This window comes from Sutterella wadsworthensis 2_1_59BFAA (assembly GCF_000297775.1).
Taxonomy (GTDB): Bacteria; Pseudomonadota; Gammaproteobacteria; order Burkholderiales; family Burkholderiaceae_F; genus Sutterella; species Sutterella wadsworthensis_A.
Window position 1 is genome coordinate 107,525 of sequence record NZ_JH815516.1, and the last position, 11,875, is coordinate 119,399.

The 11,875-nt window shown below is 62.7% G+C and carries 11 protein-coding genes and 1 pseudogene; 8 read left to right on the forward strand and 4 right to left on the reverse strand.

What is annotated here, in order from left to right:
• Nucleotides 1-390 precede the first annotated feature (390 nt).
• The 3 genes from HMPREF9465_RS06180 (at nucleotide 391) to HMPREF9465_RS06185 (ending at nucleotide 3,379) form a co-directional block, all read left to right on the forward strand.
• Complete coding sequence (locus HMPREF9465_RS06180; protein ID WP_005435144.1) at nucleotides 391-1,521, forward strand: RNA-guided endonuclease InsQ/TnpB family protein; 1,131 nt, start codon at nucleotides 391-393, stop codon at nucleotides 1,519-1,521.
• Nucleotides 1,522-1,653: 132 nt separating this feature from the next.
• Complete coding sequence (locus tag HMPREF9465_RS13900) at nucleotides 1,654-1,785, forward strand: hypothetical protein (RefSeq protein ID WP_269208166.1); 132 nt, start codon at nucleotides 1,654-1,656, stop codon at nucleotides 1,783-1,785.
• Nucleotides 1,786-2,071: 286 nt separating this feature from the next.
• A complete protein-coding gene (locus tag HMPREF9465_RS06185) occupies nucleotides 2,072-3,379 on the forward strand; it encodes a Na+/H+ antiporter family protein (RefSeq protein WP_005435148.1) in 1,308 nt (435 codons plus the stop codon).
• A 90-nt stretch (nucleotides 3,380-3,469) separates the two neighbouring features.
• Here HMPREF9465_RS06185 and HMPREF9465_RS06190 read toward each other — a convergent pair whose 3' ends face one another.
• Complete coding sequence (locus HMPREF9465_RS06190) at nucleotides 3,470-3,847, reverse strand: YgiW/YdeI family stress tolerance OB fold protein (RefSeq protein ID WP_005435150.1); 378 nt, start codon at nucleotides 3,845-3,847, stop codon at nucleotides 3,470-3,472.
• 217 nt (nucleotides 3,848-4,064) lie between these two features.
• Here HMPREF9465_RS06190 and HMPREF9465_RS06195 point away from each other — a divergent pair, with 217 nt between their 5' ends.
• The 5 genes and pseudogenes from HMPREF9465_RS06195 to HMPREF9465_RS12765 all read left to right on the forward strand — a co-directional run bounded on the left by HMPREF9465_RS06195 (nucleotide 4,065) and on the right by HMPREF9465_RS12765 (nucleotide 7,530).
• Nucleotides 4,065-4,670 (forward strand): thermonuclease family protein, encoded by a 606-nt coding sequence (locus tag HMPREF9465_RS06195; RefSeq protein ID WP_005435152.1) that lies wholly within the window; start codon nucleotides 4,065-4,067, stop codon nucleotides 4,668-4,670.
• Nucleotides 4,671-4,967: 297 nt separating this feature from the next.
• Nucleotides 4,968-5,054 (forward strand): annotated as a pseudogene (locus HMPREF9465_RS13955) (hypothetical protein); the annotation flags it as partial.
• Nucleotides 5,055-5,202: 148 nt separating this feature from the next.
• Nucleotides 5,203-5,355: a hypothetical protein gene (locus HMPREF9465_RS13685; RefSeq protein WP_231289368.1), complete on the forward strand. Its 153-nt coding sequence runs from the start codon at nucleotides 5,203-5,205 to the stop codon at nucleotides 5,353-5,355.
• A 157-nt stretch (nucleotides 5,356-5,512) separates the two neighbouring features.
• A complete protein-coding gene (gene metC / locus HMPREF9465_RS06205) occupies nucleotides 5,513-6,694 on the forward strand; it encodes a cystathionine beta-lyase (RefSeq protein WP_038007027.1) in 1,182 nt (393 codons plus the stop codon).
• A 185-nt stretch (nucleotides 6,695-6,879) separates the two neighbouring features.
• The gene (locus tag HMPREF9465_RS12765; RefSeq protein ID WP_005435158.1) at nucleotides 6,880-7,530 is read left to right on the forward strand and encodes a helix-turn-helix transcriptional regulator; all 651 of its coding nucleotides are present in this window, start codon (nucleotides 6,880-6,882) and stop codon (nucleotides 7,528-7,530) included.
• 145 nt (nucleotides 7,531-7,675) lie between these two features.
• On the opposite strand, the gene HMPREF9465_RS06215 is transcribed toward HMPREF9465_RS12765, so the two are convergent.
• From HMPREF9465_RS06215 to HMPREF9465_RS06230, 3 genes are all read right to left on the reverse strand, one after another.
• Nucleotides 7,676-8,968, reverse strand: a complete 1,293-nt coding sequence (locus HMPREF9465_RS06215) for a HipA domain-containing protein (protein ID WP_005435160.1) — start codon at nucleotides 8,966-8,968, stop codon at nucleotides 7,676-7,678.
• 6 nt (nucleotides 8,969-8,974) lie between these two features.
• The gene (locus HMPREF9465_RS06220) at nucleotides 8,975-9,283 is read right to left on the reverse strand and encodes a helix-turn-helix domain-containing protein (RefSeq protein ID WP_005435163.1); all 309 of its coding nucleotides are present in this window, start codon (nucleotides 9,281-9,283) and stop codon (nucleotides 8,975-8,977) included.
• A 1,547-nt stretch (nucleotides 9,284-10,830) separates the two neighbouring features.
• Nucleotides 10,831-11,775 carry a DMT family transporter gene (locus HMPREF9465_RS06230; protein WP_005435164.1) on the reverse strand — a complete coding sequence of 315 codons (945 nt, stop codon included), beginning with the start codon at nucleotides 11,773-11,775 and terminating at the stop codon, nucleotides 10,831-10,833.
• Between the last annotated feature and the right edge of the window lie 100 nt (nucleotides 11,776-11,875).

Sequence of the window (11,875 nt, forward strand, 5' to 3'; positions counted from 1 at the left end):
AACGGAGTCCCGACAGCCCTGAGAGATTGGTGGATGGGCCTCTCGCTTGAATAGAATCTGCTTGATCTGACTCCGCATGACCTCGGTAAAGGATGCGGATCAGGGAGTCTTTTTTCCGTCGTTTTACCGCGTTCCTGGGCGGGCCTCATTTCCTGAATTCACGCGAGCAAGCTCGCTCAAATTAGTACGGCCCGCGGCCACTGCGAGAGCGCTTTCGCGCTCACGCACCGCCTGCGGCGGAAAATACTTGACATCTTGCTTGACAAGAGTGGGCGGTCCAGAGATGTGAGGCGGGGAGGAATGGCGGAAAAGACAGCAAAATGCGAGGCATACGCCAAAATAGGAAGCCTCATATAATCAAATAGCAATACCTTTCCTGCCTTTGTCCGAATGATCCGCGCCATCCGAATTCGACTCTATCCGACGCCCGACCAGAAAAAATATCTGGCCGGTCTTTTCGGTGCCGTACGATTCTGCTTCAACAAGGCGCTGTATCTCAAGACGCATTTCTACAAGGTGAAGGGTGTCAATCTTCACCCGATTCACGACCTCAAGAAGCTCATCGCCATTGCTAAAAATACGAAGAAGTACGCTTGGCTGGCGGAATACGACTGCATGGCGTTACAGGAATCTGTTCGCAATCTGAACAAAGCCTATAGCCGCTTCTTCAAGAAGGAAGCCGGATATCCGCGCTTCAAGTCCCGACGCGGCGAACAGTCCAGCTACCATTGCACCGGCGTTTCGGCAGGAGACGACTTCGTCAAGGTGCCGAAGATGAAGAAGATCAAGGCCGTCATGCATCGGAAGATCGAAGGCAAGGTCAAGAGCATCACGCTCTCGATGGATGCCTGCGGCGACTACTGGGCTTCCGTTCTCTACGAGGACGGCCTCCCCGAAGCCGTACCTGCGACATGCGTTCGCCAGACCAAGACGGTAGGCGTCGACGTCGGCATTGAGACCTTCGGCACATGTTCCGACGGTGAAAAGATCAAGTCTCCCAAGGCTCTCAAGAGCGCCGAAAAGAAGCTTAAGAAGGCGCAACGCGCCTTCTCAAGAAAGCAGAAAGGTAGCAAGAATCGTGAAAAGGCCCGCAAGCGTCTGGCGCGACTGCACCGCAAGGTGAAGCGCCGCCGCAGCGACTTCCTTCACAAGACATCTCGACGATTGGTGAACGATAACCAAGCGCTGATTTTCGAGACTTTGAAAATTCAAGGCATGATGAAGAATCACCATCTGGCAAAGGCGATTGCCGATGCGGGATGGGCTGAATTCATGCGCCAGTGCGAATACAAGGCGAAGCATGAAGGCAGGATCTTTGCAAAGATCGGCACCTTCTATCCGTCTTCGAAGACGTGTTCCGCCTGCGGTCACAAGCTCAAGGAACTGAGCCTTGCAACCCGCAGCTGGACTTGTCCGCATTGCGGCGCACATCATGACCGAGACCTAAACGCCTCTCTGAATATCAAACAGGAAGGCATAAGAATGTTGAAGGCGGCTGGGCTGACCGTCTTGCGCTCGTAACGTCACGAGCCAAAGCCTGTGGAGACATGTAAGACCCGAACGATCGTCCGGGCTGTGTTGAAGAAGCAGGAAGCCTCGCCCGATTTGTTACAAATCGGACGGGGAGCAGTCACGAACGACTGTCTTGGCAACATGAAGCTCTACACCGACCGCTTCATGCTCGACGAGGAGTCGGGCAAGTGGTGGAGGCTTCGCGATCCCGACATGGCCGCGGCGGGCGCCATGGCTGCGCCGGACATCATCGACTACCTGCGCGAGTTCTGACGCAGGCCCCGATGCGGGGGCTTCGGCGGAGGCGAGCGCCCTGCACGACGGGCGCCCGCGGTCGTTGCGCGCATGTGAATTGCGGGCTCCGGCGCTCTGCGGCGGGTGTTTTGGGGATTCTCCGTCTTTTGGGGTAGGAAAAGACATCCTTCGGGATGTGTGGAATCGTTGCGGGCTGTGTCATAATCGAACGCGTATGTCCCGCAAAAGGGCGCCACCGTCCCCCGAGGGCGTCCGCCGGCAACGGGATCCTGACAGAAGACAGAATAGAAAAGGAAGTCCAGCCGTGGAATTCATCCTCAATCCGATCGTCATATCGGTCGTCGTGCTCTGCGCGCTCTGCCTTGCGCGCGTCAACGTTCTTCTCGCCCTGATTGCGGCCTCTCTGGTCGCGGGTCTCACGGGCGGGCTCGGCCTCACGAAGTCGATGGAGCTGCTCTCGGGCGGCTTCAGCGCCAACGCGACGACCGCGCTCTCCTACATCCTTCTGGGCACTTTCGCCGTGGCGATCGCGCACACGGGCCTCATGCAGATGCTCGTGCGCTGGATCGGCTCCAAGATGGGCGGCAGGCCGCTCGTCTTCTGCTTCGGCCTGGCGTTCATCGCCTGCCTTTCGCAGAACGTGGTGCCCGTGCACATCGCCTTCATCCCGCTTCTGATTCCGCCGCTGCTCAAGCTCATGAACAGGATGAAGCTTGACCGCCGTGCGGTCTCCTGCGCCCTCGGCTTCGGCCTCACGGCCCCGTACGTGTCGCTGCCCATCGGCTTCGGCCTCATCTTCCAGGGCATCGTCGCGCAGTCCATGACGCAGAACGGCATGGCCGTGACGGTGGCGGACGTGGCGTCGGTGGCCTGGATCGCCGGCCTCTCGATGGTCGTCGGCCTCGCGCTCGCCGTCTTCTACTTCACCCGCCGTCCCCGCACCTATCTCGACAAGCCCGTCGTGGGCGTGACGGAGTCCGACGAGGAGATCCGCTTCGGTCTCAGGCACTGGGTCACGCTCGGCGCGATCGTCGCCGCCGTCGCCGTGCAGATCATGCTCGAGAGCCTGCCGCTTGCCGCGCTGCTCGGCCTCATCATCATGCTCGCGGGCGGCGCCTTCCAGTTCAAGAAGCTTGACGACCACATCGCGAGCGGCATCTCCATGATGGGCTTCATCGCCTTCGTGATGCTGATCGCGGGCGGCTATGCCGCGATCCTCAAGGAAACGGGCGCCGTCAACTCGCTCATCGAGGGCGTCGTGCCCCTCATGGGCGAAAGCAAGTGGGTCGCCGCGACGATCATCACGCTCATCGGCCTGCTCGTCACGATGGGCATCGGCACGTCGTTCGGCACGGTGCCCATCCTCGCCGTCATCTATGTTCCGCTCTGCACGGCCGTGGGCTTCTCCGTCCCCGCCACGATCCTCCTGATGACGATCGCGGGCGCCCTGGGCGACGCGGGCTCCCCCGCCTCCGACTCCACGCTCGGCCCCACGTCCGGCCTCAACGCCGACGGCCAGCACAACCACATCTGGGACACCTGCGTGCCGACCTTCCTCGCGTACAACGTGACGCTTCTCGTGGCCGGCATCGTCGTCTCGCAGTTCATCTGACGAAGATTCACGCCGGATTCCGTCGCGACTGACAAAACGCCCGCAGGCCGGAAGGCCCGCGGGCGTTGTCGTTCATGGCGGCGGAAAGCGTCAGAGCGGCTTTGCGGAGAGGACGTCGAGTTCGATTTCGGTCCAGTCCTTGTCCACCTCGGCGCGGATTTCGACGGGCGCGTCCTTCGTGATCATGGACCAGTCACGGTCATGATCGAGCTCGGCCCTGATGGAGGCGCCCTTGTCGTCGGTGAAGACGTACTTGTCGCCGCGGACGTGTTCGGTGAATTTTCCGCGCAGCGTGACGATCTGGTGGTCCTTCCCGGACTCGAGCACGGCGGCGACGGTGGTGGCGGGCTCGGTGTCGAAGCCCTTCGGACCCTGGGCCTGAGGCGCCGCGGCAAAGCCCTGCGGGCCGGCGGCAAGGACGGGCAGGGCGACAAGTGCGCCGGCAAGGGCGGCGAGCGTCTTCTTCATGTGTTCTCTCCTGAGCGGCCATAATACGGCACGCGAAAAAAGAAAATGCGGATTTTTGAGAGCGCCTTCGCGGCAGGGCGAAGGCCGTGGAAACATTCTATTGAGAAGGCTTCTCGTTTCGCATCCCTCATTTCGCAAGGAAAACGCAGAACGTGTAACGAAAGACAACCATGCGCGCATCGGGAAAACAAACTGAAAGATTCTTCGGAGGCCGGCCGTGACGGGCGCGCCCGCACCCGCCGTCCTCGTGATGGGCGGCTTCATCGTTCTTCTTCTGCTCTGGCTTGTCCGTCATCTCTCGAGGCGCAGGCGCTTTCCGCTCGTCTTCGAGGCAAGGGTCGAGCACGTCTGTGACGGTGACTCGATCATCGTCCGCGGCTGCTTCGGCCGTGTGAAGCTCAGGATTGCGGGCATGGATGCGCCCGAGACGGCACAAGCGCGCGGCCGCGAGTCGGAGAGGCGGCTTCGCTCCATGCTGCAGGGAAGAGTCGTGAAGGTGAGGAGCGTTGCGGCCGACCGATACGGCCGATGGGTGAGCACCGTGACCGCGGACGGCGTCGATGCGGGACTCGTCATGGTCGAGGAAGGCGAGGCCTGGGCTTACCGCACGTATCTGTGGGCGCTCCCGAAGGAGGCCCGCGGGCGTTATCTCGCGGCCGAGGAGCACGCAAGGCGCGCGGGACGCGGGCTCTGGGCGGAGCGCAGTCCCGAGGCGCCCTGGCTCTGGCGCAGGCGTCACCGCACCATCCTGCAGCGCATTCTCGACTTCTTCTGGCGGATCGGACGCGCCGTCAGGCGCTTCTTCAGGGGCGGCGGAAAATAGGGGGGCTCGCGCAAACATTTGGCATGCAGAGTGTGCGTCGCCTTTTTGCGGCGGTGCAGGTGATTTGTCGCAGGTAGTTTGGCCTGGAGACAGGCGGGTGATTTTGGGCCAAGCTAGTCTGAAAGTCCGTCGGAAAAGGCAGCGAAAATGCACACGACAACAGCTTCCCCTTCAGGAGACCCTGCCATGACCCGCAATGCGATCGTCGACGCCCTCGGCGTCCTCAAGGCCGGCCGAATCGTCGACCTCACCCATCTCGTCCATCCCGGCATCCAGCGCTTCGGGCCGTTTCCCGCCATGAGGACCGAGCCCCGCTACACGGTGGCCGAGTCGGGCTTTCACGTCGAGCAGGTCTCGTTCGTGACGCAGTACGGCACGCACGTCGATGCGCCCGAACACTTCGTCGAGGGCCGCCGCACGCTCGAGCGCATTGAGCTCGAGGAGCGCGGCGTCACGGCGGTGGGCCACGAGACTCTCGACACGGACGGTTCGGCCGACGTGCGGGCGAGGGGGGCTCGACTGCGAGAAGTACGTGCTCGAGTCCGATCACTATCAGGTCGAGGTCATGGCGAACCTCGACAAGCTGCCCTCGACGGGCGGCGTGATCTTCGTGGGCCTCCCGAAGTTCGACAAGTTCCCGGGCTTCCCGGTCCGCGCATGGGCGGTCGTGCCCAACGAGGACTGAGCGCGGCGGACGCCCTGAGTGCGGCTCGGGGCTCTCGCGGGTTCAGGCGTGCGAGAATATGAGAACGCATCCCGCCCGAAGGCGGGTGACGGCGGCAGAGTTCAGGCTTTGACCGCCGTTTTGTCATGCATTCGAAGAAGGAGGAAAAGCCGTGTCGATGAAGGATCTTGATGCCGCAACACAGCTCGTGCACGCGGGCCGCGACTGGGACCCGGAGTGGGGGTACGTCAATCCGCCCGTGGTGCGCGCCTCGACGGTGCTTCACAAGTCCTGCGAGGACATGATGGACCGCGTCCATGACGAGATGGCCTGCCGGGACGGCAAGCCCTGCTACGGGAGCTACGGCGGTCCCGCACACAAGGCGTTCTATTCGGCGATGAAGACGCTCGAGGGGCCGAACGCCGCGGGCGCATGGGCCTTTTCGACGGGCCTGGCCGCCACGACGACGCCGCTCTTTGCGTTCGTGCGGGCGGGCTGTCATGCGCTCTTTTCGGACTCGATCTACGGACCCACGCGCGAATTCGCCGAGCAGATCCTGCGCACGATGGGCGTTGACGTCGAGTTCTTCGATCCCGTAGCCTCGCCCGAGGCGATCGAGGCCATGATGCGGCCCGAGACGACGCTCCTCATGATGGAGAATCCGGGTTCGCACTCTTTCGAAATGTCGGACGTGCCCGGCATCGCCGCCGCCTGCCGCAGGCACGGCGTGACGAGCGTCATCGACAACACCTGGGCGACGCCGCTCTACTTCAAGCCGCTCGACCATGGCGTCGACATGGTCGTGCACGCGGCCACCAAGTACATCGCGGGCCACTCCGACCTGCTCATGGGCGTCGTCGTCTGCAACGAGCGCGTCTGGCCCGCCGTCTACCGTACAGCCGTGAGGCTCGGTCAGGCGGCTTCGCCCGACGACGTCTACCTGGCCTACAGAGGGCTTCATACGATGGGCGTGCGCGTCGCTCATGCGGCAAAGTCCGCCGAACGGATCGTGCACTGGCTGCTCGAGCGCCCCGAGGTCGAGACCGTCAGGTGGCCTGCGCTCGAGTCTGACCCTTCGCACGCGATCTGGAAGCGCGACTACACGGGTGCGACGAGTCTCTTCGCCGTCGTCTTCAGGCCCGAGTACGACGGCAGGCTCGCGCCCTTCGTCGATGCGCTGAAGCTCTTTGGGCGCGGATACTCATGGGGAGGATACGAGTCGCTCCTCATCCCGAGCTACGGAACAAGGTCTGTATGCAAGAGTACTTTTTCAAGAATGGTGCGCATTGCGGTGGGTCTGGAATCACCCGACGACTTGATTGCAGACCTTGAGCAGGCGCTCAAACGCCTGCGCGACTGACCGGAGTGCATAACGTCAGGCATCATGCACTGCGTTTTTTGTTTGCAAAATATCGTAGCATGGGCCATAATCCTAGACTATTCCGATGTGCCGGACCCCCGTTTCCGCTATCGTGAAAATATTTCGCAAGTCACTGTCGCGAAGACCCGGAACGACGGTGACGGCGGCAATAAAGGGAAGAGACTATGACAGAAGGCAACCACGAAGCAGGAGCGACGGACGTCACCGTGCGACACGTCCGGCGCACCAGACGCATCTGCGTGCACAATGCAACCGAGATTGGCGCACTGGTTCGTCTTGCGCGCCAACGTCTGGGCATGTCTCAGACGGATGCGGCGATCTGCTGCGGCGTAGGCCGCCGCTTCCTTGTCGAGCTCGAGAATGGCAAGCCCACCGTGCAGCTCGACAAGATGCTGGTCGTCCTGGATGCGCTCGGCATGGGCCTCATGGTCCGCGGTCCCGGCGTCTCCTTTACGGCCGAGGAGCTTGCGCAGGCCGCCGTCAAGCGCGAGTCCGAAGATCCGCCGCACGTCTGGGAGGCGGAGTTTTCGTCGGGCGTCGATCGTCCGAAGCGCCCCGATGCGTCCGAGAAGCCGCACCGCGGCCGCACGCCGGGCACCGTCGCCCTGAAGTACCGCCGCCAGTCCTCCGTGAGGGAAGAAGGAGGGACTCTGGTCTACGAGACGGTCGACACGAACCCCGTCATCGCGAAGAAGAAGGAGAAGCACGTCGAAGTATGCCTTCGACAGCCCAAGCGCCGCAACAAGTCTGATGACACGAGCCCCGTGACCGACTTCGGCGGCTCGATGCGTCTGGACACCAACGGCCGCGGCTGAGTTCGAACTCCGCACGCGCGACCGCAGCAAAAGCGCAGCAGCGCAAAAGAAGGGCAGAATGCCGTGAAGCATCCTGCCCTTCGTCATTTCCGGCGCTCCAAATGCGCCTGAGGGATGCCGGGAGCGGCATCAGGCCCGCGGCTACTCAAAGGTTTTCCTCGAAGAGCGGCGCCATGTAGGCGATGTCCCTCGGGTCGGCTCCGAATTCCTCGGCGAGTCCCTCCCAGCCCGAGAGGATGCGGCGCATCTCCATGAGGATGCCCTTGGCGTCGCTCACGGTGAGCCCGAAGTAGCGGGCGTAGGGAATGGCGTCGTCCGCGCAGGAGAGACGCCTGCGGCCGTCCATCGTGAGGCCCCGGCCCTGGGCCGAGGGATTCCACTCGAGCGTGTGGGCGGGCGAGAGGCGCCAGCCGAGCGGCTCCCTGTGGAACTGCCAGCGGTTGAGCGAGTCGCCCGCGCCGCCCGTGAGGAGCTGGAAGGCGATGCGCCGCCACATCTGGGGGAGGTCCTCCTTCGGGGCCGCGCCGCCGCCGTTGAGGATGTCGGCGAGCGCCAGATAGCCGGGCGGAACGGGTCTCGGGGACTCCTGACGGGCGGCAAGCGTTGCGCCCGTGAGGGTCAGGAGGGGCTTGTCGGCGGGCGCGTCCGCATTCGCGCCCCTGCGGTCCGCACGGCGCGTGAAGAGGATGTTCTCGCCCATTTCGTGCTCGAGGTCCGTCTCGACCGTGCGGATGCCGCAACGTTTGGCGGCGACGAGCGCCATGTGCATCCAGAGGGGGCGGTCGATCGGATCGAGCATGCTCCTCAGTCTTGCGGTCTGCGCCTCGCGATGCCGCTCGACCGTGAAGACGGGACGGCGGCCGGGGAGCGTGAGGCCGTTCTGAAGCAGGCTGACCTCGTCGCTCCCAGCCTTGCCGCGCTCCATCGCGTGGTAGGCGTAGATGAGTTCGGGAAGCTCCGACTGGCGCTTGACGCGCGGACGCTCGGGCAGGGGATCGACATCGACGGGCGTCACCGAAAGGGCCCCGAGCGAGTCGGTCCTGTGGGGGAGAAGCAGTGCGGTCGTCTCGAGTCTGCCCGCCCCTTCGGGAAGGCCCGAGAGCGGAGAGGCGGGGTCATTGAAGATGGAGAAGACGGGGGCGCTGATCGCGCGGTCTTCCAGAAAACCGAACGCCGACTTTCCGAGCCTCGGACGCAGCACGCCGTGCTCGAGCGGGAGGTCCGCGCCGAGCGGCACGCCCGACTCGACCCAGTCGCCGTCGTACTGAAAGCGCATCACCGCCGCGGCGCGGGCGGCCTGAGCCGGCGATGCGCCCGGATCTTGAAGAGTTCCCGAACGGGGTCCTGTTGAAAGAGGGACGGCCAGGCGTCCGACGAGAGGGTCGCCGGGGAGCCAGCGCGCACGAATCTCATAAAGACGCAGGGAAGGGCTTCTCATTTTTGCTCATATCTCCTTCTTCGGCTGGCGGGCCCGGCGGGGGAGGCGGCGTGCCTCGAGCATGAGCCCCGTCTCATCGTCGCCCGCAGCGGCGACGTCGGAGAAGGGGGTGCCTAGCCCGAGCGCCTGAAGGACCGAGGCGACGTTGCCGATCGCGATCCCGCAGTCGCCGTTTTCAAGTTTTGAGAGGGTGTTGAGCGAAATGCCCGCACGCTCCGCCACGACGGACTGGGGAAGCCTGCGGCGAAGACGCGCCGCCTTGAGGTTGGCGCCAAGCGTCCTGACGGACTCCTCAACTGCAAAACTGGGTCTCATAACACGCAGAATCCTGTGAACTAAACCACTTTACATGAAGGAAAAGAGAGTTAAGGTCTTTTTTGAGCTTTTCGTTCGAAAAGGCGGAAAATCGCCGTTTTCGGGCCCTTTTCCGCATGAATCCGAAGTTCGGCCCGAAGTCCTAACATCTCGAATAATGGGAATTATACGCCTTTCATCCCTCGAATGCTGTGAATTAAGCAAGATTTTTGAGGTGGTTCGGGGGCGTCATTCTGAACCCGTGCGTCATTTTGAAGGCTTTTTGAAAGGCAGCGTCTTCGTTTTTGCGAGTTTCCAGGCTCAAAACCGACAGGCCGTTCGTGCGGTTTTGAGCGTGGTCCGGCAAAAATACGAGAACTCGCCGGCGTACGTCCGACGCGCCGGCCTTCACGATTGTGCTCTCCCCTTTCAGGGAGTCTGCGTCACTCTCTTCAAAAGCGAAGCGTCGGGAGGGACTTTCGAAGGCTTCTTCATGCCTCCTTTCGTCCAAGGGGCGACAGACCCTCCGAGACCGCCTCTTTAAACAAAAATGCTTAACTTTGGAAGGCGCGCGAAGATGAACGGTGCTGAGTCCTGTCGCAGCACGCTTGCGCGAAATTCATCCCGTTTGTTTGCGTCCCGTCCTGATCGCCTACTGCTGGAGGCGTTTGCAAGTGACGGACGATCCGCGTCCTTCTTGAGAAGACGGTTTTTTCCTCTTTTTTGAGGGTTCGGACGCCTTTTTCAGGGCGTTTAGGACCCTGACGGGGTCTGAACGACGCCTTGAAGCAGCCGTCGGAAGCGGCGTACAGCGGCGGCACAGGGTGCGTATTTTGCCTCAAAACGCCCGCTTCGGGGGACTTTTTTCGACCGAGCCCGGCTGTCGTTTTTGCACGACTTGATATGCTGGCACTGCACGCCTCCCTTCCTGAGGTCGGGGAGGACCGCCTTCGGGGAGTCGGCAGTAGATGACCAACAAAAACCCGAACGGGAATCAAACGACCGTTGATGCAGGAGAGGAAGAGAAGTGTCGTTCGGTTTTGCCGGACGGCGAAAAAAGCGCCTCTGAGGGGCTTCTGAAGACGGTGTCGATGCGCTCGCCGATGCCGTCCCGGGGCATCCCGATGGGCTCAGGAGCCGTTGTTCACAGTTGCGCCCTGGGGCCCCAGGGAAGCCCTGTCCGGACCTCTGCAGTGGCGCCTGAGCATGATCCCGTCGAGAGGTGTCCGGTGCTTGCCTTGGGCTTTGCGGGCCTCAGCAGTCGAGCTCACGCCTCCCGAACATCGTCGTTTCGGAGGTGCGAACGGGGAGGGGCGGGCGGAGGCCGGGCGCGTATGTTTTCTCACGGTCCCCTTTGGGTCAAGTGAGAGTTTCAGGCAAGTGATTCGGGTCTCGGCCCATGTGAATTTTCGATCCTTCGCGCGTTTTCGTGAGACGATCGTGCAGATGAGGGTATGACGGGCGAGAGGGCTGCAGGGCGGCCTCGCGGGCTTTCAGACAACCAATGAAAAGGCGGCGCGGGAGCACGTGGCTCCGGCGCCGCCTGAAGGATGCGGTGGGAAAGGCGGTCAGAAGAGCGTGAATTTCGCGCTCAGCGCATCGGCGTCTGCGCCCGCGAGCACGGCGTTGACGCGCTTCATGCCGAGGTCGGAGCACCAGACGCCGCAGAGGATCATCGCGGCTCCCATCACGCCGATGAAGGTGACGGACTCGTCGAGGATGACGAGGCCCGCGATCATCGCGATGACGGGGATGAGGAAGAGGAGGTTCCTGATCTGCTGTGCGCCCGTCTCCCTGGCGGCGCGCTGCCAGAGCAGCGTGCACAGCGTCGTGGGACCCACGGCGAGGAAGACGAGCAGGGCGGCCGAAACCGGATCCGTGAGCGCCTCGACGGGAGCCGCGTCCTCCATCAGGTAAAAGGGCATGACGGCAATGAGACCCCAGCCGAAGGTCTTGCGGGCCATGAAGACCGCGCCGTACTTGTGCACGCTCTTGAGGAGCGCCGAGTAGCACGCCCAGGCGAGCGCGGCACCGAGCGCCAGATAAAAGCCCGCTTCGGGAAGCTGCTGGATCACGTGGTTGTCGAACCAGATGAGGCACATGCCGGTCGCCACCGTCACGATCCCGAGCTTCGTCATCCAGTGCAGCCTGAAGCTGTGGTGGAGCGCAATCACGACGAAGGCCGTGAAGAGCGGCGCGGAGGCCATGATGGTCGCGACGGTGCCCGCGTTCGTCTCCTGCAGCGCCAGATTCTCAAGCCCGTGGTAGAACGGAATGCAGGCGACGCCGAGAAGCGCGAACTTCGCCTCGTCGATCAGCTCGTCGGCAAGGAACTGCTTGTGGGAGAGAATCAGAAGCACTGCGTAGGCGAGGAAGGTGCGGATCGTCAGAACCGCAAAGGGACCGAGGCCCTGCGTGTAGAGCCATTCGGTCGCAATGTAGGAAAGGCCCCAGGCGGAAACCGCGACAAGCGCGAGAAGAAGGCCCGGAAGCGTGGCGCGAGTCTGCTGCATATGAGGGCGTCAGGAGTTTGGACACCGCCATTTTACTGCGCCCGAAACCGCTTGAGGCGCCGAAACCCCCACTTTTCGCACGGGCGGAGGACTTTTCTGC